The organism is Bradyrhizobium sp. SZCCHNR1015 (genome assembly GCF_032489875.1).
Lineage (GTDB): Bacteria > Pseudomonadota > Alphaproteobacteria > Rhizobiales > Xanthobacteraceae > Bradyrhizobium.
This window is the reverse complement of record NZ_JAUEYW010000016.1, coordinates 50753-72356: the sequence shown is the minus strand read 5'-3', so window position 1 is coordinate 72356 and position 21604 is coordinate 50753. Positions and strand designations below refer to the sequence as shown.

At 67.2% G+C, this 21604-nt stretch carries 14 protein-coding genes; 5 read left to right on the top strand and 9 right to left on the bottom strand.

What is annotated here, in order from left to right; all coding sequences use genetic code 11:
- Positions 1-22: 22 nt before the first annotated feature.
- Positions 23-1828, bottom strand: coding sequence for an ABC transporter ATP-binding protein (locus QX128_RS25985; RefSeq protein WP_316238901.1), 1806 nt, complete (start codon positions 1826-1828; stop codon positions 23-25).
- 102 nt (positions 1829-1930) lie between these two features.
- Positions 1931-2944 (bottom strand): UDP-glucose 4-epimerase GalE, encoded by a 1014-nt coding sequence (gene galE / locus QX128_RS25980; protein WP_316238900.1) that lies wholly within the window; start codon positions 2942-2944, stop codon positions 1931-1933.
- Positions 2945-3074: 130 nt separating this feature from the next.
- Between galE and QX128_RS25975 the strand changes: the two genes are divergently transcribed.
- Complete coding sequence (locus QX128_RS25975) at positions 3075-4121, top strand: glycosyltransferase family 4 protein (protein ID WP_316238899.1); 1047 nt, start codon at positions 3075-3077, stop codon at positions 4119-4121.
- Here QX128_RS25975 and QX128_RS25970 read toward each other — a convergent pair.
- Genes QX128_RS25970 through waaF form a run of 3 tightly spaced genes read right to left on the bottom strand, consistent with a single transcriptional unit; the run spans position 4103 to position 6346 of the window.
- Entirely contained in the window at positions 4103-4630 is a 528-nt protein-coding gene (locus QX128_RS25970; protein WP_316238898.1) for an HAD family hydrolase, read from the bottom strand. The genes QX128_RS25975 and QX128_RS25970 overlap by 19 nt on opposite strands.
- Positions 4631-5224: a D-sedoheptulose 7-phosphate isomerase gene (locus QX128_RS25965; protein WP_315803512.1), complete on the bottom strand. Its 594-nt coding sequence runs from the start codon at positions 5222-5224 to the stop codon at positions 4631-4633.
- A 57-nt stretch (positions 5225-5281) separates the two neighbouring features.
- Positions 5282-6346: a lipopolysaccharide heptosyltransferase II gene (gene waaF, locus QX128_RS25960; protein WP_315803511.1), complete on the bottom strand. Its 1065-nt coding sequence runs from the start codon at positions 6344-6346 to the stop codon at positions 5282-5284.
- Positions 6347-6494: 148 nt separating this feature from the next.
- Between waaF and rfaD the strand changes: the two genes are divergently transcribed.
- Genes rfaD through QX128_RS25940 form a run of 4 tightly spaced genes read left to right on the top strand, consistent with a single transcriptional unit; the run spans position 6495 to position 12176 of the window.
- Positions 6495-7475 (top strand): ADP-glyceromanno-heptose 6-epimerase, encoded by a 981-nt coding sequence (rfaD, locus tag QX128_RS25955; protein ID WP_315803510.1) that lies wholly within the window; start codon positions 6495-6497, stop codon positions 7473-7475.
- A 38-nt stretch (positions 7476-7513) separates the two neighbouring features.
- A complete protein-coding gene (gene rfaE1 / locus QX128_RS25950) occupies positions 7514-8986 on the top strand; it encodes a D-glycero-beta-D-manno-heptose-7-phosphate kinase (RefSeq protein ID WP_315803509.1) in 1473 nt (490 codons plus the stop codon).
- Positions 8983-10266 (top strand): O-antigen ligase family protein, encoded by a 1284-nt coding sequence (locus QX128_RS25945; RefSeq protein ID WP_315803508.1) that lies wholly within the window; start codon positions 8983-8985, stop codon positions 10264-10266. The genes rfaE1 and QX128_RS25945 overlap by 4 nt, the downstream gene beginning before the upstream one ends.
- The gene (locus QX128_RS25940; RefSeq protein ID WP_315803507.1) at positions 10263-12176 is read left to right on the top strand and encodes a nucleoside-diphosphate sugar epimerase/dehydratase; all 1914 of its coding nucleotides are present in this window, start codon (positions 10263-10265) and stop codon (positions 12174-12176) included. The genes QX128_RS25945 and QX128_RS25940 overlap by 4 nt, the downstream gene beginning before the upstream one ends.
- A gap of 4 nt (positions 12177-12180) precedes the next feature.
- On the opposite strand, the gene QX128_RS25935 is transcribed toward QX128_RS25940, so the two are convergent.
- From QX128_RS25935 to QX128_RS25920, 4 genes are all read right to left on the bottom strand, one after another.
- Positions 12181-13182: a glycosyl transferase gene (locus tag QX128_RS25935; RefSeq protein WP_316238897.1), complete on the bottom strand. Its 1002-nt coding sequence runs from the start codon at positions 13180-13182 to the stop codon at positions 12181-12183.
- Positions 13179-14336, bottom strand: a complete 1158-nt coding sequence (locus QX128_RS25930; protein ID WP_316238896.1) for a glycosyltransferase family 4 protein — start codon at positions 14334-14336, stop codon at positions 13179-13181. The genes QX128_RS25935 and QX128_RS25930 overlap by 4 nt, the downstream gene beginning before the upstream one ends.
- A 144-nt stretch (positions 14337-14480) precedes the next feature.
- Complete coding sequence (locus QX128_RS25925; RefSeq protein WP_410053182.1) at positions 14481-18365, bottom strand: S8 family serine peptidase; 3885 nt, start codon at positions 18363-18365, stop codon at positions 14481-14483.
- 296 nt (positions 18366-18661) lie between these two features.
- A complete protein-coding gene (locus QX128_RS25920; protein ID WP_410053181.1) occupies positions 18662-21475 on the bottom strand; it encodes an NF038122 family metalloprotease in 2814 nt (937 codons plus the stop codon).
- Positions 21476-21604: the final 129 nt, after the last annotated feature.

Sequence of the window (21604 nt, the reverse complement as noted above, 5' to 3'; positions counted from 1 at the left end):
TCGATGCGGTGAAATGGTCGGTTCAGGAGGTCGCGGTCATGGGGATGACGTTCGGCCCCATGTCGCGCTGTTGCAGGCGGAAGAACGAAGCATAGCGGCCGCCACGGCGCAACAGATCGTCATGCCGGCCGCGCTCGACGATCTCGCCGGCCTCGACCACCAGGATGGCGTCGGCGTTCATGATGGTGTGCAGGCGGTGCGCGATGACGATGGTGGTGCGGTTCTGGCAGAGATGCTCGATCGCCTCCTGCACCTGCCGCTCGGATTCCGAATCCAGCGCCGCGGTGGCCTCGTCGAGCAGGATGATCGGCGCGTTGCGGATCAGCGCGCGGGCGACAGCGATGCGCTGGCGCTGGCCGCCGGACAGTTGCGTGCCGTGCTCGCCGACCGGCGTGTCGTAGCCGAGCGGGAAGCTCATGATGAAGTCGTGCGCGCAGGCCGCCTTCGCCGCCTCGATGATCTCGGCCTCGGTGGCGCCGGGCTTGCCGAAGGCGATGTTGGCGCGGATCGAGTCGCGGAACAGATAGACGTCCTGGCCGACATAGGCGGCCTGCTCGCGCAAGGAGCGGCGCGACACCTTGGAGATCGACTGGCCGTCGATCAGGATGTCGCCCGCGGTCGCCTCGTAGAACCGCAGCAGCAGCGCCAGCACCGTCGACTTGCCGCCGCCGGACGGGCCGACCAGCGCGGTGACCTTGCCGGGCTCGGCCACGAAGCTCATGCGCCGGAGCACCGGATCGTTGTCGCGATAGGCGAAGCTGACGTCGCGCAGCTCGATCTTGGCTTGCGACAGCTTCAGTGCCGGCTTGTCGTCGTCGGGCTGCTCGCTCGCGGGGCTGTCGACCACTTCGAGCAGCATGCGGGCGCCGACGAGCTGGCTGTTGAGGTCGATGTTGAGCCGCGCCAGCCGCTTCGCCGGCTCGGTCGCCATCAGGAAGGCGATCATGAACGAGAAGAACTGGCCCGGCGTGGCATTGAGCGCGACCACCGAGTAGCCGGCATACATCAGGCAGCCGGCGACCGCGAAGCCGCCGAGCATCTCCATCAGCGGATTGGAGCGGTTCGACACCCGTGCCATCTTGTTGGCGTTGCGCTCGACGACGGCAATGTTCTCGTCGATGCGCGCGCGCATCGTGTCTTCGAGCGTGAACGCCTTGACGGTGCGGATGCCCTGCAGCGATTCCTGCATCGTCTCGAGGATGTCGGCGGTGCCGGTGAACTGGTTGTACGCGAGCCCCTTGATGCGCTTGACCAGCTTGCGCAGCACCAGCATCGCCGGCGGCACCACGAGCAGGCCGAGCAGCGACATCCAGGGATCCTGCATGACCATCACGCCGATCATGGCGATCAGGGTCACGAGATCGCGCCCGATGGCGTTGATGAGCATGTTGAGGATGTCGGTGATCGACTTGGCCCCGGACGTGAGCCGGGCCAGGAACTCCGACGAATGGCGCTCGGAGAAGAAGCCGACGCTCTCGTTCATCAGCTTGGCGAACAGCTGCCGCTGATTGTTGGCGAGGATGGCGTTGGAGATCTTCGACAGGATGACGGCGTAGCCGTAGGTGGTCACGCCCTTGACGAACAGCAGCAGCACCGTGACGCCGGAGAGCACGACGATGCCCGGGATGCTCTTCTCGACATAGGCCTTGTTGATGACCTGGCCGAGAACGTAGGTCGCCGCGGCGCTCGCTCCGGCCGCCACCGCCATCAGCGCGAAGGCGGTGAGATAGCGCCGCCAGTAGACGATGCCCTGTTCCATCACCAGGCGGCGGATCAGGATCGCGGCGCCATAGGGATCGTCAGTGATCTTCTTCGGAAATTCGGCCATTCTGGTCCCTGGCCGCCGAGGCAAATCGCTGGGCGGCCAAGTGTGCTTGCCCGCTCGGGGCGGCTTTTTCAAGCCCCCCGGCCTCCGGCTAAGTGCTTGATTCTAGGCCGAGGCCCGCTGCAGCGCGCCGCTGTGGCGTTCCAGGAACAGTTTCTCCTCCCAGGCCAGCGCGTGGGCGGCGATCGTCTCCAGATCGTCATAGGTCGGGGTCCAGTCGAGCAGCGCCTTCAAACGGCTGGTGTCGGCGACCATGCTCATGATGTCGCCGGGGCGGCGGGGCGCGTATTGGACGGGAATGGCGCGGCCGGAGACGCGCCGGACGGCCTCGATGGTCTCGAGCACGGAATAGCCGCGGCCGTACCCACAATTCAGCGTGACCGAGCCGCCACCGGTGCGCAGATAGGCCAGCGCGGAGCGGTGCACCTGGGCGAGATCGCAGACATGGATGAAGTCGCGGATGCAGGTGCCGTCGGGGGTCGGATAGTCGGTGCCGAAGATGTCGATCTTGGCGCGCTGGCCGGTGGCGACCTCCATCGCGATCTTCATCAGATGCGTCGCGCCGACGGTCGCAAGCCCGCTGCGTCCGAACGGATCGGCGCCGGCGACGTTGAAGTAGCGCAGCACCACGTAGTTGAGGTCATGCGCCGACGCCACGTCGTGCAGGATGATCTCGGCCATCAGCTTCGAGGTGCCGTAGGGCGAGGTCGGCCGGGTCGGCGCGCTCTCGGGCACCGGAACCTCGTCCGGATTGCCGTAGACCGCGGCGGTCGAGGAGAACACGAAGCGGCTGACGCCGCGCGCGACTGCCGCATTCAACAGGCTGCGCGTGGTCATGGTGTTGTTGCGGTAGTAGAGCAGCGGATCGCGCACCGATTCCGGCACCACCACCGACCCCGCCAGATGGATGATGCTGTCGACGCCGTGCTGGCTGATGACGCCGTCCACGAGATTTTCGTCGCCGGCATCGCCGATGAACAGCGGCACGCCGTCGGGCACGAAGGCGGAGAAGCCGGTCGAGAGGTTGTCGATCACCACGACGCTTTCGCCGGCTTCCGCCAGCGCGAGCACCATGTGGCTGCCGATATAGCCGGCGCCGCCGGTCACGAGCACGGTCATTGTTTGACGCGATCCCTGTTTGTTTTGCCGCAGACTAACGCCCGCGAAATGAAGGACCTGTTGCGTGCATAGCGAACTGGCGGCGATGCTTAATGTTGCGTATAGGGAACCGCTGCAATTGGAGTGAGTAGTGCAAGCCGAGCCTGTTTCTGCCGCCGATCTCGACGTCATCGTGCCCAACCTGCACCGGCGCTATTCCGGCGTGACCGCGACCAACCGCATGGTGGCGCCCAAGCTCGCGAGGCTGGTGGGCGCGGCGTGGCTCGGCTCCTACGCGCCGGAGGGGATTGCGCGGATGCGCGCGCGCGATCTGTTCAGGCTGTGGGGCCGGCGGCGGCCGCTGATCTGGCACGCGCGCCGCAACGACGAGATGATCGTCGGCGTGTTGTTGCGGGCGCTCGGCTGGCCGTTGAAGCTGGTGTTCACCTCGGCCGCGCAGCGCCATCACAGCTGGATCACGCGCTGGCTGATCCGCTGCATGGACGCGATCATCGCCACCAGCGACATCTCGGCGTCCTATCTGAAGCGCGAGGCGACGGTGGTGACGCATGGCGTCGACACGGAGATCTACGCGCCGCCGGTGGATCGCGCCGCGGCCTTCGCCGAGAGCGGCCTGCCGGGCAGATATGCCATCGGCTGCTTCGGCCGCGTCCGCGCGCAGAAGGGCAGCGACGTGTTCGTCGCCGCGATGTGTCGGCTGCTGCCGCGTTTTCCGGATTTTTCCGCGGTGCTGGTCGGCGCCGTGACGCCCGAGCAGATGCCGTTCGCGAGCGAGCTGAAGAAACAGATCGCCGCCGCCGGCCTGGAGCAGCGCATCGTCATCACCGGCGAGCTCGACATCGCCGACGTCCAGCGCTGGTACCAGCGGTTGACGATCTATGCCTTCACCTCCCGCAACGAAGGTTTTGGCCTGACCTTGATCGAGGCGATGGCGGCAGGCGCAGCGCTCGTCGCAGCGCGCGCCGGCGCGGCGGAGATCGTGGTGGAGGAGGGCGTCACAGGCGTGCTGGTGCCGCCGGGGGATGTCGATGCGCTGGTCTCAGCGCTCGAACCGCTGATGCAGGATCCGGCGGCGGCACGTGTGATGGGCGAGAAGGCGCGAGCGCGCGTGGTGGAAAAATTCAGCCTCGAGGCCGAGGCCGACAAGATCGCCGCCGTCTATCGCGGACTGGTCTGAGCGATGATGTCGGCGACGAATGCATCGAGGTCGCCGCCGGCGAACAGGAAGCCGGGCAGGCCCGCGGCTTCCGCTGCCGCGATGTCGGAGGCACGGTCGCCGATCACGAAGCTGCCCTCGCGCCGGATCGGCCAATGCTGCATCAGGTCGAGGATCATGCCCGGCGCCGGCTTGCGCCAGGGATGGTCGCGCAGATATTGCTCGACGGAGCCTTCGGTATGGTAGGGGCAGTAGCGGATGTCGTCGATCACGGCCCCCTGCGCCGCGAGCTCGGCCCGCATCCAATCGTGCAGGCTGAGCACGTCGTCCTCCGAGAACAGCCCGCGCGCGACGCCGGACTGGTTGGTGAACAGGAAGACGTGATAGCCGGAGTCATTGAGTCGCCGGATCGCCTGCGCCACATTCGGCACCCAGCGGATGCGCTCGGGCGAGCCGATGTAGTTGTCGTCGTGATTGATCACGCCGTCGCGGTCGAGAAACGCCGCCGGCTTGAGCTGATCGGTCGTCATCTAGCCCTCGTCCTGCATCAGCGTCGCCTCGATCACCTCGCAGATGCCATGCGCGGTGGCGAGGTGGATCTGCTGGATCAGCGGTGTGTCGTCGCTCGGCGCGACCAGCAGCTCGTCGCACAATTCGCCCATCGCGAGGCCCTTGGCACCGGTGAAGCCGACGGTGCTCAGTCCGCGCTCGCGCGCCTTTCGCAGCGCGTTGAGGATGCTCGGCGACCGGCCGGAGGTCGAGATCGCCAGCAGCACGTCGCCGGGCGCGCCGAGCCCTTCGACCTGGCGGGCGAAGACGTGATCGAAGCCGTAGTCATTGCCGATCGCGGTCAGCGCCGAGGTGTCGGTGGTCAGTGCGATCGCCGCGTAGGCCCGCCGTTCCTGTTTGTAGCGGCCGACGATCTCGGCCGCGATGTGCTGGGCATCCGCCGCGCTGCCGCCGTTGCCGACGATCAGCAGCTTGTGGCCGCCGCGCAGCGCCGCGATGATCGTCGCGGCGATCCGCCCGGCGCAGGCGAGCATCGCGGCATCGTCGGCCGCGCGCTCCATGGCGGCGCGGGAGCGGGCGAGATGGCTGGCGATCGGGTCGGGGGCGCGGGTCACGGTGGCGGCTCGGGTTACGTCAGCGCCGGTGTATGGGGCGCGGTGCCGCTTCGCAAGCTAGGGCGCGACCGGGATCGCCGCGTCGGCAAGGACCCGCTGGGCGGTGGCGGCGACCTCGGTCGCCGGAATGTCGCGCATGCAGCGGTGGTCGTTCATCCTGCAGACTGGCCGGTGGCAGGGCTGGCATGGGAGCTGGGTCCTGGTCTGGACCGTCGCCGCGAGGCCGTTCAGCGGCGCCCAATGGTACGGGCTGGTCGGGCCGAAGATGCCCATCGTCGGCGTCCCCAGCGCCGCGGCGATGTGCATGAGCCCCGAATCATTGGAGATGGCGACGCCGGCCGCGGCCATGGCCAGGATGCCGTTGCGTAGGTCGGTTCCGGTCAGGTCCCGGACGGCAGGGCCGCCGGTGGCGACGATCTCGGCGGCCAGCGCCTTCTCGCCTGGGCCGCCGACCACCCAGACGTCGAGGCCGGCCTCGCGCAGCAGCCGGGCCGCCTCGCCGTAAAAAGGCCAGCGCTTGGCGGCACCCACCGACCCCGGGGCCAGTGCTACGGCCGGGCGGTTCCCCAGGCCATGGGCCTCGCGCCAGCGTGCGACGTCGTCCTGAGGCACCCGCAGCTGCGGTACGGGCCATTCCGGCGGCAGCGGCGCCCGGTCGGGCAGCGCCAGCGCGGCATTCTTGTCGATGAAGCGGGGGAGCGCTTTCTCGCCCCAGCGCCAGCGGTTGAGCAGGCCGAAGCGGACCTCGCCGACGAAGCCCACGCGCTCGGGGATGCCGGCGAGCGCGGGCGCCAGCGCCGATTTCCAGGTCCGCGGCATCACCAGGGCGGTCCGATAGTGGCGTTCGCGCAACATCGCAGCGAGCTGCCATTGCCGGCCGAGCGCCAACCGGCTGCGCGGCAGGTCCCAGACGATGCCGGAGCGGACGCCGGGCATGTAATCCACCAGCGGGGCGCAGAGCGAGGTCACCAGCAGGTCGACCGGCCGGTTCGGCCAGCGCTCCTTGAGCACCCGCACCACGGTATGGCCGCGCACGAAATCGCCGATCCACATATAGGGAATGATCAGGATCGGGCTGGTGTCCGCGGTGTCCACCTCCACCTTGGTCGAATTCGAATTCATTCTTTGTCTGCCTGGCTCAGGCGCGCTGGTAGCCGCTCGGCCGCCGCACGTAAAGTGGGCCGAGCGGGCCGTCACCAAAGCGCTTACACTTTGCCGTCGCATGCGCTACGCGAGGGCCGGGGTTTTCGGGATCAGGACGGGTTGCTGAATGTTGCTGGTGACCGGCGGCGCCGGGTTTATCGGATCGAATCTGGTTGCGGCGCTGAACGATGCGGGCCGCACCGATGTCGTCGTCTGCGACACGCTCGGCAGCGAGGGCAAGTGGCGCAACCTCGCCAAGCGGCAACTGGCGGACGTCGTGCCGCCATCCGATCTGGACGCCTGGCTGAAGGGTCGCAGGCTCGAGGCCGTCCTGCACATGGGCGCGATCTCCGCGACCACGGTGGTTGACGGCGACCTGGTGATGGAGCGCAACTTCCGCAGTTCGCTGCGGCTGCTCGATTGGTGTACGGCGAACACCACGCCGTTCATCTACGCCTCGTCGGCGGCGACCTATGGCGACGGCGCGCAGGGCTTCGTCGATGATCCGTCGCTCACCGCGCTGAGGACGCTGCGGCCGATGAATCTTTACGGCTGGAGCAAGCATCTGTTCGACATGGCGGTCGCAGCGCGCGCCGAGCGCGGCGAGCGGCTGCCGCCGCAATATGTTGGGCTGAAGTTCTTCAACGTCTTCGGTCCCAACGAGTACCACAAGGGATCGATGATGAGCGTGCTGACCCGCCGCTTCGACGACATCAAGGCCGGGCACACCTTGCAGCTGTTCAAGTCGCACCGCGAAGGCATCGCCGATGGCGACCAGCGCCGCGACTTCATCCATGTCGACGACGTCGTTCGCGTGATGTTGTGGCTGTTGGCTTCTCCCTCCGTGTCGGGCCTGTTCAACGTCGGCACGGGCCGGGCGCGCAGCTTCAAGGACATGATGCTCGCGGCCTATGCCACGCTCGGTGCGACGCCGCGGATCGAGTACATCGACATGCCCGAAGCGATTCGCGGCAGCTACCAGTACTTCACCCAGAGCAACGTCGACCGGCTGGTGGCCGCCGGCTACAACGGCGGCTTCACGTCGCTCGAGGATGCGGTCGCCGGTTATGTCCGAGATTATCTCGATTCCTCCGACCGCTTCCGCTAGACGATCTGGTTCCGACCATTGCACCGAGACTGCCGCTGATGTTCGACTTTGACGATCTCTCGCAAGCGATCGCCCGCCAGACGGTGCTGTGCATCGGCGACCTCATGCTGGACGAGTTCGTCTATGGCGAGGTGTCGCGCATATCCCCCGAGGCGCCTGCGCCGGTGATCGCGGTCCAGCGCAGCGAGATCAATATCGGCGGCGCCGGCAACGTCGCGCGCAACATCGCCGCGCTCGGTGCCCGCTGCATCTTCGTCGGCCTTGTCGGGCAGGATGCGGCTGGCGACCAGATCGAGGCCGAGCTCGCCAGGGAGGCTGGCATCGAGAGCGTGCTGGTGCGCGATCCTTCGCGCCCGACGACGCGCAAGGTGCGCTTCGTCTCCGAACATTTCTCCACCCACATGCTGCGCGCCGACTGGGAGCGCGCCGCACCGGCGTCCGGCGAGATCGAGCAGAAGCTGATCGAGGCCATCCTGCCGCTGATCGCGCGGGCCGACATCGTGCTGCTGTCCGACTACGCCAAGGGCGTGCTGACGGCGCGCGTGCTGCGCAACGTCATCGACGCGACGCGCAAGGCCGGCAAGCGCGTCATCGTCGATCCCAAGAGCGCCAATCTCGCGATCTATCGCGGCGCGAGCGTGCTGACGCCGAACCGCAAGGAGTTTTCGGAAGCGACCCGCAGCCGGGCCGAGACCGATCACGAGATCGCCGCGGCCGCGCAGGATGCGATCTATCTCGCCGACTGCGAGGCGATCCTGGTGACGCAGAGCGAGCGCGGCATGACGCTGGTCCCGCGCGAGGGCGATCCGATTCACGTGCCGGCCTATCCCGTGAAGGTGCGCGACGTCTCCGGCGCCGGCGACACGGTCGTCGCCGTGCTTGCCGCGACGCTCGCGGCGGGCGCCGCCTGGGAGGATTCGTTGCGGATGGCGAGCGCCGCGGCGGCTGTGGCCGTCAGCAAGCAGGGCACCGCCAGCGTGACGTCGGCCGAACTGCGCCGAAAGATCCTGCCGCATGCCTATCGCGCGGCCGAGGAGAAGATCATCGAGAGCGACGACGAACTCGCCGCCCGTGTCGAGGGATGGCGGGGAGAGGGCCTGCGCGTCGGCTTCACCAACGGCTGCTTCGACATTCTGCATCCCGGCCACGTCAAGGTGCTGACCGCGGCGCGCGCCGCCTGCGACCGTCTCGTGGTCGGTCTGAACAGCGATGCTTCCGTCAAGCGGCTGAAGGGCGAGAGCCGTCCCGTGCAGGACGAGCGCGCGCGCGCCGAGGTGCTGGCCGCGCTCGAGGCGGTGGATCTCGTCGCCATCTTCGCGGAGGACACGCCGCTCCGCCTGATCGAGCTGGTCCGGCCGAGCGTCCTGGTCAAGGGCGGCGACTACACGCGCGAGCAGGTGGTGGGGCACGAGGTCGTCGAGGCCTCCGGCGGCGAGGTGATCCTGATCGACATCCTGAAAGGGCACAGCACGACCGCACTCGTCGATCGCGCCCGGAGCGAGGCGCGATGACGACGCTGGCAGGTCATCCCGGCCCGGCGCTGCTGGCGCGCCGCTGGCGCGATCCGGCGGCGTGGCGGACGACGGTCGATGTCGTGGCGATTCTGCTGGCCGCCTCGCTGCCGTGGTCGACCTCGCTGGTGTCGATCCTGGGCGTCGTCATGCTGATCACGATGCTGCCGTTTCTCGACGTCGAACGTCTGCTGCAGGTCCTGAAGCGGCCGATCGCGCTGGCGCCGATCGCGCTGTTCCTGCTGGCGCTGGTCGGAACGCTGTGGTCGGACGTGGCGTGGGGCGCGCGGTTCTACGCGGTGGGACCCGCGGCGAAGCTCCTGGTGCTGCCGGCGCTGCTCTATCACTTCCAGCGGTCGGAGCGCGGGCTGTGGGTCTTCACCGCGTTTCTCGCCTCCTGCGTGCTGATGGTCGCGATGTCGACCGCGGTCGCGTTCAATCCGGCGCTTGCGCTCAAGGCCAACGCCGACCGCGGCATTTTCGTGAAGAACTACATCGACCAGGGCCAGGAGTTCTCGCTCTGCGCCGTGGCGCTGGCCTATCCGATCGCCCAATTGCTGCGCGCACGCCGCTTCGTGCCGGCGGGCCTGCTCACCGCGATCATGGTCGCGTTCCTCGCCAACATGATCTTCATCGTGGTGTCGCGCACCGCGCTGGTGACGATCCCGATCCTGCTTGCGGTGTTCGGGCTGATCCACTTGAAATGGCGCGCCAACCTGCTGATCGCGGCCGTTGCCCTTGCGCTGGGCCTCGCGGCATGGACCGTGTCCCCCCAATTGCGGGGCAAGGTGGCGACGTTCACGAGCCAATATCAGGACTACAGGAACGATCGCGCCGTGACGTCGATCGGCGAGCGGCTCGAGTTCTGGCGCAAGTCGTTGCGGTTCCTGGCCGACGCGCCGCTGATCGGACACGGCTCGGGCTCGACGCGTCACCTGTTCGAGCTGGCCGCGAGCGGGTCGCGCGACCTCTCCTCGAGCCAGGTCGTCGGCAACCCGCACAACCAGACGCTCTACGTCGCGGTCCAATGGGGCGCGCTGGGGATCGTGATTCTCTACGCGATGTGGGCGGCGCATCTTCTGCTGTTCCGCGGTGACGGGCTCGTGGCCTGGATCGGGCTGCTCGTGGTGGTGCAGAACATCTTCACCTCGCTGTTCAACTCCCACATCTTCGATTTCCACGAGGGGTGGATGTATGTCATCGGCGTCGGCGTGGCCGGCGGAATGGTGCTGCAATTGCGGACGTCTGCTGACACGGTGCAAGGGACGCTCGAACCATGACGCGTCCGTCTCAACTGACCTATCGGAATATGCTGATTGCCGCGCATGACCTCCTGGTCAGCGTCGTCGCGCTGTTCGCCGCGTTCTACATCCGCTTCGAGGGCGCCAGCACCTTCTGGGAGCGGGTGCCGCTGCTCTTTCAGATCCTGCCATATTTCATCGCCTTCAGCTTCGTCGTCTTCTACTTCTCGAACCTGCTGACGACGAAATGGCGGTTCATCTCGTTGCCGGACGCGCTGAACATCGTCCGCGTCGCGACGGTGCTGACGCTGGCGCTGCTGGTGCTCGACTACATCATCGTTGCGCCCAACGTCCGCGGCACGTTCTTCTTCGGCAAGCTCACGATCATTCTCTATTGGTTCCTTGAGATCTTTGCGCTGAGCGCGCTGCGGTTCGCCTATCGCTATTTCCGCTACACGCGGGTCCGGCGGCACGCGCGGTCGGAGGACGCGGCGCCCGCGCTCCTGATCGGCCGTGCGGCCGACGCCGAGGTCGTCCTGCGCGGCATCGAGAGCGGCGCGGTCAAGCGGATCTGGCCGATCGGCATTCTCTCGCCGTCGGCCGCCGACCGCGGCCAATTGATCCGCGGCGTGCCGGTGCTGGGTGGCATCGACGACGTCGAGGATGTCGCGGCCGACTTTGCCCGGCGGGACCGGCCGATCGCGCGCGCCCTGATGATGCCGACGGCGTTCGATCCGGACTGCCATCCGGAGACCTTCCTGATGCGGGCGCGCCGGTTGCGCTTGATCGTGAGCCGCCTGCCGTCGCTGGAGAGCGGCGATGCGCCACGGCTCGCGCCGGTCGCGGTCGAGGACCTCCTGCTGCGGCCGAGTGAGAAGATCGATTACGGCCGGCTGGAAGCGCTGGTGCGTGGCAAAGCCGTCGTGGTGACCGGCGGCGGAGGCTCGATCGGCGCCGAGATCTGCCAGCGCGTCGTGGCATTCGGCGCGGCGCGGCTGCTCATTCTGGAGAATTCCGAGCCGGCGCTCTACGCGATCACCGAGGCGCTCGCGGCCGATCCCGAGGCTGCCGTCGCCGTCGAGGGGCGCATCGCCGACATCCGCGATCGCGACCGGGTGTTCGCGCTGATCGGCGATTTCAAGCCGGATCTGGTCTTCCATGCCGCCGCCTTGAAGCACGTGCCGATCCTCGAGCGCGACTGGAGCGAGGGCGTCAAGACCAACATCTTCGGCTCGATCAACGTCGCCGATGCCGCGGTGGCCTCGGGCGCCGAGGCGATGGTGATGATCTCGACCGACAAGGCGATCGAGCCGGTGTCGATGCTCGGTCTCACCAAGCGTTTCGCCGAAATGTACTGCCAGGCGCTGGACCGCCAGCTCGCCGACCGGCCGGCGGGACGGCCGCCGATGCGGCTGATCTCGGTGCGGTTCGGCAACGTGCTGGCGTCGAACGGCTCGGTGGTGCCGAAGTTCAAGGCGCAGATCGAGGCGGGCGGCCCGGTGACCGTGACGCACCCGGACATGGTGCGCTACTTCATGACCATTCGCGAGGCCTGCGATCTGGTGATCACGGCAGCCTCGCATGCGCTGGCGCCGCAGCGTCCGGATGTCTCGGTCTACGTGCTCAACATGGGGCAGCCGGTCCGCATCGTCGAGCTCGCCGAGCGCATGATCCGCCTGTCCGGCCTGCAGCCGGGGTACGACGTCGAGATCGTGTTCACGGGCATCCGGCCGGGCGAGCGCCTGAACGAGATCCTGTTTGCGAGCGAGGAGCCGCCGGTCGAGATCGGCGTCGCCGGCATCATGGCCGCCAACCCGAACGAGCCGCCGATGCCGACGCTGAAGGCCTGGATCGCGGCGCTCGATCAGGCGATCGCGCGCAATGATCCGGTGACGATCAAATCGGTGCTGAAGGATGCGGTGCCGGAATTCGGCTCGAGCGCGGCCTGAGTCTTCAATGGCGCCGCCGCGAGAAGCGGCTCAGCACCCAGGTGACGGCGCCGAGCCCGAAGACGAGCAGGATGGCGTCGACCGTCATGGAACGCTGCGCGACCGAGATGGCTGCGAGGGTCGCAAGCACGACATTGAGGATGAACACCTCGCTGACGACGCGCGAGACGGTGAAGCCGTTATCGGTGGCCTGTTGATAGAAATGCGTGCGGTGCGCCGCCCAGAACGGCTCGCGCCGCGCCATCCGCCGCAACAGGGTGAAGGTGGCGTCGATCAGATAATACAGCGGCAGCAGCAGCGCCGCGGCGATGGAGCCCTGCCAGGCCAGATGGAGCAGGCCCCAGCCGAGCAGCAGCCCGATCGGCAGGCTGCCGACATCGCCGAGAAAGACCTTTGCGACGGGACGGTTGAAGGGCGCAAAGCCGAGCATGGCGCCACCCAGCGCCGCAGCGATGGCGGTCGCCGGCCAGGGCAGTTCACCGGAGATGCCGAACAGGACGAGCGTCGCCGTGATCGGCACCGCCTCAGCCACGGTCATCAAATCGAGCCCGTCCATGAAGTTGACGAGGTTGACGAACCACAGGCCCGCGATCAGCAGCAGCGTGCGCTCGACCGCCAGCGGGATCGGAAACAGCCTGAGATCGTCAGGCGCGGTGAATATGACGAGGCCAACGGCCAATCCCTGCAGGATCAAGCGCGGCAGCACCGGGATCGGCCTGATGTCGTCGACCAGGCCGACCAGCGCCAGCATCGGCACCGCGATGAACAGCATCAGCAGCGGTGCAAAGCCCATCGCGGAGGCAAAGGCGCCGCCGACCACGAGCGTTGCGCCGACCACGGCTATGCCGGCGCCCTGCGGCGTGGGGATCTTGTGCGACGAGCGCGCGTTGGGCCGCGCCAGTGCGTAGCGCTGCAGCACCGGGCGCAGCAGCACGATCAGCACACCGCACATCGCGGCCGCGAGCACGGCGATGGCGGCGAGGACTGCGGTGGGATGGGCGATCATCCGCGCGCGTCCGGCGCCGCGGTGAGGCGGTCATAGAGCGCCACCACCGAGCGGCCGATGATCCTGGCCGAGAGCTTGTCCTCGACCAGTTGACGGGCCGCCGTGCCGTAGCGCGCGCGCAACTCCGGCGATGTCGCCAGTTCCGCCATGGCCTGCGCCAGCGCGGCCGCGTCCTCGACTGGCACCGAGAGCCCGGTCTGGCCATGGATCGCGATCTCGCGGCAGCCCGGCGCATCGGTGGAGATCAGCGGCCGGCCACAGGCGGCAGCCTCCAGCAGGCTCACCGGAAGACCTTCGCGATGCGATGGCAGCACGGCGATGTGGCAGCGCCGCCAGAGCTCGGTGATGTCCTTGATCTGGCCGAGCAGGGTGATGCCGGGTTCGTTCCGCCAGGCCTCGACCTCCTCGGCCGAGACCGAGGCGGGATTGGCCGGATCGGGGGAGCCGGCGATCAGCAACTGGTCGCTGCGGCCCTGCTGGCGCAGCATGCGATGGGCAGTGACCAGGGCGCGCACGCCCTTGTCGGTGAGCAGCCGTCCTGCAAAACCGAAGGTGATCGGCCCGTCCGGTTCCGGCAGCGGCTGGAAGCGGTCGGTGTCGACGCCTGACCCCGGGATCAGCGTGATCTTGTCGCCGCGGACGCCCATGGCTTGAAGTGCTTCGCGATCGTCCGGATTCTGCACCAGCACGCAGCTCGGTGTCCGGTTCATGAGCCGCGGCAGCAGCCACAGCAGGCTCTGCTTGAGCAGGCGCGAGCGCCAGCTCGCCGAGGTGAAGACATAGCCGAGCCCGGTCATGGCGTTGACGACGGGCGTGGTGCGTCCGAGCGTGGCGAGCGAGCCGAGCACGCTCGATTGCAGCCCGGAATGATGCACCACGTCGGGCCTGATCGCAGCCTCGACGGCGCGGATCGCGCGGATCGTGGGCAGGGCTGATGACGGCGACAGCCCGCCGCGCCGGAACGGGATTGGATGCACCACGAAGCGCTCGGCGGTGATCGCGGCGGCGCCGGCGTTGACGTTGGTCGCGACATGCACCTCGTAGCCGGCCTCGCGCGCCGCGCGCGCCATCGGCAGGCGATGCATCAGGAAGGCGTAGTCCTCGTTGGCCACGTACAGCAGGCGGCGCGGCGAAGCGGAGCGGGGCAGGGACATCGAACTCACGGTCTTGGGCGGTCGAAGCGCCGTATAGGCCAAGAGCGGCCCTCGCGCGAGCCGTTATCTGTCCTGCGACGGGCGGAAAACCGCCCGCCGGTGCCGACGACGATGAGGGGCGGCCCTCGGAATGCCGCCCCGGTCTCAGACCAGATGAAAGCTCGACAGGTGGGACAGCAGCTCGGCCGCCGACACGTGCTGGATGGTGATGGTGTCGAGTGCCGCATCGGTGATGACGGCGTTGCCCGCCGCGTCGTCATGGATGGCGGCCTGCAGTGCGGACTGCTCCGCGAAGATGCTCTGGCTGAACACGATCTGGTCGGTGCCGGGATTGAAGTCAGAGACCGTCACCTGACCGAAATGCTCGGCGAACACGAAGGTGTCATGTCCCTGCAGCGACACCGATGAGGACGCCGCGCCGGAGATCGAGGTCCCGGAGATCAGCGTGCCGCCCTGGCCGTCGGCTGCGAAGTGAAAGCTGTCCTGCGACAATGGGCCGACGAAGTGCAGCGACGCGCTGTTGGACCCGTCGCTCAGCGACAGCAGCCCGCTGGTCTCGTCGAAATGCATCTGAAGCGACGTGAAGGCGATGCTCTTGAGATCGATCTGAGCGGCCGTGCCGCCGAATCCGATGAGATTGCCGCTGAAGGAAGGCGCGGCGAGGACAAGGTCGGCCGCGCTCGACGTCGTGGCCGCCTCTGCGCTCGCCGTCACCGAGCCGATGGTCGGGATCCCGATCGTGCCGTCGCCATTCAGGTCCTGATGGAAGCTGGTCTCGAGGGCTTCAAGGGACGACGAGCTGCCGGAAACGGCGCCGATCGCGTTGCCGGTATAGTTGCCGCTGCTATCGGTGTTCCAGACCGTGTAGAGGTCGGTGCCGGCCATCTTCCAGGCAACCTGATAGCCGCTGCCAGAGGCCTCCGCAGCGATCGCCGCCCAGCCGCTGAGCTGGCCGGCAACGACGACGTTGCCGCCGAACATCACCTGCGTTGCGGTCCCCCCCGACACCGGCGCCATCAGATAGGTCGTGCCCGACAGCGACAGGCTGGTCGACCCGAGCGCTTCGATCACGCTGCCGCTGGGTGTCACGCTTGGGGCGCCGATGGTGCCGTCGCCGTTCAGATCCTGGTGGAAGCTGGGCTCCAGCGCTTCCAGGGATGCGGAGCTTCCCGCAACCGCGCCGATCACGTTGCCGGTATAGTTGCCGCTGCTGTCCACGTTCCAGACGGTGTAGAGATCGGCGCCGGCCATCTTCCAGGCGATCTCATAGCCGCTGCCGGACGTCTCCGCGGCGATGGGCGCCCAGCCGTCGAACTGACCGACGGTCACGATGCTGCCGCCGAACATGATCTGCGGACCGGTGCCGCCGGCGACGGGATTGAGGAAATAGCTCGACCCGGCCAGCACCAGGCTGGTCGAACCCGCGGCCTCGATGACCGTGCTCGGAATGCCGATCGTGCCGTCGCCGTTCAGGTCCTGGTGGAAGTTCGGCTCCAGCGCCTCGAGCGCGCTGCTGGCCCCATTGACTGCGCCGATGGCGTTGCCCGTGTAGTTGCCGCTGCTGTCGACGTTCCAGACGGTGTAGAGATCGCTGCCCGCCATCTTCCAGGCGATCTGATAGCCGCTGCCGACGGCTTCGGCCGCGATCGGTGCCCATCCGCCGAGCTGCCCGGGGCTGACGGTGCTGCCGTTGAAGCTGACCTGCGGGCCCGTCCCGCCTGCGACCGGATTGAGGAAATAGCCGTTGCCGGATTGGACCAGGCTCGTGGCCCCCGCGGCCTCGATGACGGTGCTGACGACGCCGATCGTGCCGTCGCCGTTCAGGTCCTGATGGAACGACGTCTCAAATGTCTCGAAAGCGGACGAGCTTCCGGAGACGGCGCCGATCGCGTTGCCGGTGTAGTTGCCGCTGCTGTCGACGTTCCAGACGGTGTAGAGATCCTGCCCCTGAAACTTCCAGGCGACTTCGTAGCTGCCGCCTCCGTTGGCCTCGACGCCGATCGGCATCCAGTTGCTCAGCTGGTGAACGACGACGTTGGCGCCGTTGAACCGCAGCGCCACCGATGTGCTCGCACCGATGGTGTTGAGATCGTAGATGACACCGACCTGGGCGAGGCTGATCGATCCGAGCGCCTCGACGATGGTGTTGGCGAAATAGGGGGCCGATCCGACCGCGGGATTGATCTGGGCGAGACCCGCGCCGGCGACTGCCGGATTGGCCATCGGCACCGCGGTCTGCTGCAGGATCTCCGAGACGTCGGCGTAGCTCAGCGTCGAATTGGCCGTCAGGATCAAGGCCGCGATCGCGGCAACGCTCGGCGCGGCTGCGGAGGTGCCGTAGAAGTCGGTCATTCCCGTGACGGTCGTCGAGATGTTGTCGATGCCGGAGACCACGACCGGGCTGAGCTGGAGCGGCGTCGCAAGGCGCGTGCCGTCGTTGGCGAACAGGATCTCGGTCCCGGCGCCGGACGATGAAAAGCTTTCCGAGACCGGTGTTGCGCCAAAGGCCGGCGTGTTGGCGGCATTGACGGCTCCGACGGTGATCACCCCCGGCGTCATCGCGTGACCGAAGACCGTCCCGACATTGGCGCCGCTGATGGAGACCGGGAGGCCGTTGCCTGCCAAAATCTCCTTGATCGTGGAAGGAGGAGTAAATCCCGTGTTGGCGATCACGATCTGGTAGGTGCCCGAGACCGAGAAATGCAAACCAACCCACGGATTCAGCGAATTGTTCGCAACGTATCCGAGGAACTGTCCATTCTGAAACACGTCGACCGCGAGATGTGACGTGTCTTGACCCCAAGCCTGGTCCCATTGCACGAGCAGGTTCGCGCCCGCGGTCACGGTGATCGTCTGCGCGATGCTGCCGCCGAAGCTCAGTGCATTGCCATCGAAATACTTTCCGCCGATGCTGCCCGAGGTCGAGGTCCAGGACGTCTGATAGGCCGAGCTGCCGTTGTTGCCGGCCGACGTCACATAGGTCACGCCCATGGCCTGAACGGTCTGAATGGCCTGGGCGACAATGCCGTTCTGGAAGAATGGCTCGTCCGAATAGCTCACATCGTCGACGATGACCTTGCAGCCGGCATTGGCGAGCGCGATGATGCCGTCGGCAAAATCCTGCTCGCTCTGGAACGCGGTGTAGAAGGCGAGACTGGCGTCAGGCGCGATATCGTGGATGACCTGCATCATCGCACGGCCTTCGTCCGTCCCGCCCGATGGCATGTCCTTGAGGATCTGAATCTTGGAGGCCGAGGGCAAGGCTCCGCTGGCTTCGTCCGCTGCGGCGCCGCCGAGATTGTTGAAGCTGCTGGAGAGGACGCCGATCTTGATGCCGGCTCCCGTCACGCCCGTGGCGTTGCCGCCGAGCGCCTGAACGACCTGGGCGCTGGTCGCGCCTTGTGCACTGACCGCCGAGGCGATGGCTTCCGTCACTGCGTCCTGGAGCGATGGCGCCGGCTCGCCGCTCGGTCCGGCGTGCGCCGTCGCGGGCTTTCCGAGGCTGCCGAACGACCATGTCTGCAGCGATGCGCTGGCGCCTGACCACATCTCGACGCTGATCGACAGGACGACGCCGCTCGCGCTGGCACTCTGCCCGGCATGCGCCGGTTCGACGGAGCTGTCCGCAATCGGCGTGGCCGGATGGAGGGACGTCTCCTGGGTGACTTGCCAGGTCGAGCCGGCCACCACCGTCCGAGCCGTTGGCTCGGCCGCCCCCTGGGCCTGCGCGCTCACGTCGAAGAGTTGTGTGACCACCGTTGCCTCGGCGTCGCCATGCGCGAGGAGGCCGGGCGTCTCGCTCGGAGCATCAGCGCTTGGTGCCGGGGCTGCAGGATCGATCAGCTCGGCCGAGCCATGCTGGACCTGCGCGATGGCGGGGGCCGGCTTGGCTTCGTCTGCGGCGTCCGCAGCAGGCTGCTGCACATGCAACTCGTGACGTTGGCCAGCAGCAGGATCGAAAATGAGGGACTGGGCGGCTTCACGCCAGCGGTCAGGAATGTCTTCGGTACGGCCGGATTCGTAGAGCATGCATGCAACGATGGTGATCCTGTCCTCGAGGCCGACAGGCGGGATGGAATTGAAGCATCGGGCAGTGATGCCCCCCGATCTTGTATAAAATGGTACCGAAGAATGGCGGCTCCGGCCATACGTCATTGTTCGATCTGTTCGATCGAATTCAACTATTGATTGTGTCCGGGGAGGCGGCTATTGCCGCGGGCCCAAGTCAGCCTTCGCAGGGGCAACTCCGGACGGGGGCAGAGATCGGAGCGGGCACAGCAGGGATTTGCTCCCCGCGAGCCCGCCCCGAAGATTAAGGGCGCCGATCAGACCAGGTGGAAACTGGACAAATGGGTCAGCAGGTCCGCCGTCGTGACGTGCTGGACGGTGATGGTGTCGTGCGCGGCATCGGTGATGACGGCGTTGCCGGCCGCATCGTCGTGAATCGACGCCAACAGCGCCGCCTGATTCGCGAAAAGCTCGTGGCTGATGACGATCGTGTCGCTGCCCAGATGGAAGTCGGCGACGCTGACCTGGCCGAAATGCTCGGCGAAGACGAAGGTGTCGTGTCCTGCCAGGGAGACGGCTTGCGGAGCGGGGCCGCTCGCCGGACCCGCGGCCGCCGAGATCATCGTGCCGCCCTGGCCGTCATCGGTGAAACGGAAGCTGTCCTGCGACAGCGGTCCGAGGAAATGCAACGGGGTGCTGCTCGCGCCGTCGCTGAGCGACAGCAGCCCGCTGCTGTCGTCGAAATGCGCCTGCAGCGAATGAAAGGCGATGCTGCTGAGGTCGATCTGATCGCCGTTGCCGCCGAACCCGATCAGGGAGCCGCCGAAGCTGCCCGACACCGTCAGGACCACGTCCGGGCCACCGGCCAGCGTCAGGGCTTGCGTGCCCGCTGCGACGTGAGCGGGCACACCGATGGTGCCGTCGCCGTTCAGATCCTGATGAAAGCTTGTCTCCAGCGTCTCCAGCGCTGCCGAGCCGCCCGGAACGGCGCCGATTGCATTGCTGACGTAAGCACCGCTGCTGTCGGTATTCCAGACCGTGTAGAGGTCGACGCCAGCCATTTTCCAGGCGACCAGGTAGCCGCCGCCGGAGCTCTCCGCGCCGATCGGGTTCCAGCCGCCGAGCTGGCCCACGGTGACGACGCTGCCGCCGAACGCGATCTGCGGCCCGGTGCCGCCGCCGACCGGATTGAGGAAGTAGGTCGAACCGGATTGCACCAGGCTCGTCGATCCCAGCGCTTCGATCACGGCCGAGGGGATGCCGATCGTGCCGTCGCCGTTCAGATCCTGATGGAGGTTGGTCTCCAGCGCTTCCAGACCGCTGTTGGTGCCGTTGACGGCGCCGATCGCGTTGCTCGTATAGGCGCCGCTGCTGTCGGTATTCCAGACCGTGTAGAGGTCCGCGCCCGTCATCTTCCAGGCGATCTGATAGCCGCCACCGACGGTGTCCGCCGCAATCGGCATCCAGCCGCCGAGCTGACCGACGACGAGGACGGAGCCGCCGAACTTGACCTGGGGACCTGTGCCGCCGCCGACCGGGTTCAGGTAGTAGCTGGATCCGGACTGGACGAGGCTGGTCGATCCCAGGGCTTCGATGACCGTGGTCGGAATGCCGATCGTGCCGTCGCCGTTCAGGTCCTGGTGGAGGTTGGTCTCGAGCGCTTCGAGTCCGCTGTCCGTCCCGCTGACCGCGCCGATCGCGTTGCCCGTATAGGTGCCGCTGCCGTCGGTGTTCCAGACCGTGTAGAGATTGGCGCCGGCCATCTTCCAGGCGATCTGATAGCCGCTGCCGACGACGTCGGCCGCGATCGGAGTCCAGCCGCCGAGCTGGCCGACCACCAGGTTGGCGCCGCCGAACTTGACTTGCGGGCCCGTGCCGCCGCCTACGGGATTGAGGAAATAGCCGTTGCCGGCCTGGACGAGACTGGTCGATCCCACGGCCTCGATGACCGTTGTCGGGATGCCGATCATGCCGTCGCCGTTCAAGTCCTCGTGGAAGGACGTCTCGAACGCCTCGAATGCGGCCGTGCCTCCCGAGACGCCGCCGATGGCGTTGCCGGTGTAGTTGCCGCTGCTGTCGACGTTCCACACCGTGTAGAGGTCCGCGCCCGTCATCTTCCAGGCGACCTGATAGCCGCCGCCGTTGGCCTCGCCCGCGATCGGGGTCCAGCCGCCCAATTGTCCGGGCTGGACGACGCTGCCGCCGAACTTGATCTGCGGCCCCGTGCCGCCGCCGACCGGATTGAGGAAATAGCTTAGTCCGAGCTGGACCAGGCTGGTCGATCCCAGCGCCTCGATCGTCACCGGCGTTGCGGAAACGAGATGGAAGCCGAGCGCGTCCATCTGCTTGAGGTCCACCGCCGTCAGCGTCTGCAGCGTGCTGTAGGTGTAGAACTCGTTGAGCGGATCGTTGCCGCCCTGCACGCCGCTGTTCAGGAAGTCGCTGGGGTCCGAGGATTGGCCGTAATCGGCGAGCTTGGTATAGCCGCCATCGAGGGAGAAATAGGCGGTCCCCGCCGTCGCGCCGCCGGTCATCAGCCGCACGCCGGGGCTGGAGAAGCGGAACAGATCGAAGACGTCGGGCTGCGGTCCGTAGGGCACGCGGCCGAACGCGTGCGTCAGCTCGTGCAGCGCCACGCCGACCAGCAGGTTCGAATTGATATCGGTGGCGAAGGTCGCGCTGCCGTCGTCGGTGGTCGCATCGTTGGCGCCGAGCCCGCCCCACAGCTTGAGCTGCGAATTCCACACCGCGACGTAGGACTGTCCCTGGATGCTGGATCCCGCCGGCAGGGCATTGAAGGTGGTGTCGCCTGGGCTGGCATAGTTGATCAGGTTGGACCTGACGCTCGAATAGCCCATCCACTGGCCGCCGTCAGGACCGGCTGCCGCGCCGCCGCCGACGCCGCTATAGTCGATCTTGATGTTGACGGTGATGCGGTCCGAGATCATCGAGGTGAGGATCGCGGCGGCCTGCTGAATGCCGGCGCGAAAGCTCGCCGGTGCATTCATCGCCGCCGTGTCGAACAGCAGATTGATCGTCAGTCCGCCGGCGCTCACCGCGGTGACCGCGCCAATCCCGCCGAAGTCGCCCTGCGCAAGCTGCGCCTCGACCGCCTCGTCGGGCAGCTCCACGGGATTCGACGGCGGGGGTACCCCCGCGTCGTATGGAGGTGAAGTCGTGACCGACTGTAAGTTGGATGCTCCAGGCATTGCCTCAGTTCCGGCTCATCGCGTGAGGGCGCATGGCTCGACCGTATCGAC

Bases quoted from the DNA above. Each gene is read 5' to 3' on its own strand.
- QX128_RS25985 (WP_316238901.1), bottom strand. From the start codon at position 1,828: ATGGCCGAATTTCCGAAGAAGATCACTGACGATCCCTATGGCGCCGCG.
- galE (WP_316238900.1), bottom strand. From the start codon at position 2,944: ATGACCGTGCTCGTGACCGGCGGCGCCGGCTATATCGGCAGCCACATG.
- QX128_RS25970 (WP_316238898.1), bottom strand. From the start codon at position 4,630: ATGACGACCGATCAGCTCAAGCCGGCGGCGTTTCTCGACCGCGACGGC.
- waaF (WP_315803511.1), bottom strand. From the start codon at position 6,346: ATGAATTCGAATTCGACCAAGGTGGAGGTGGACACCGCGGACACCAGC.
- rfaD (WP_315803510.1), top strand. From the start codon at position 6,495: ATGTTGCTGGTGACCGGCGGCGCCGGGTTTATCGGATCGAATCTGGTT.
- rfaE1 (WP_315803509.1), top strand. From the start codon at position 7,514: ATGTTCGACTTTGACGATCTCTCGCAAGCGATCGCCCGCCAGACGGTG.
- QX128_RS25945 (WP_315803508.1), top strand. From the start codon at position 8,983: ATGACGACGCTGGCAGGTCATCCCGGCCCGGCGCTGCTGGCGCGCCGC.
- QX128_RS25940 (WP_315803507.1), top strand. From the start codon at position 10,263: ATGACGCGTCCGTCTCAACTGACCTATCGGAATATGCTGATTGCCGCG.
- QX128_RS25935 (WP_316238897.1), bottom strand. From the start codon at position 13,182: ATGATCGCCCATCCCACCGCAGTCCTCGCCGCCATCGCCGTGCTCGCG.
- QX128_RS25930 (WP_316238896.1), bottom strand. From the start codon at position 14,336: ATGTCCCTGCCCCGCTCCGCTTCGCCGCGCCGCCTGCTGTACGTGGCC.
- QX128_RS25925 (WP_410053182.1), bottom strand. From the start codon at position 18,365: ATGCTCTACGAATCCGGCCGTACCGAAGACATTCCTGACCGCTGGCGT.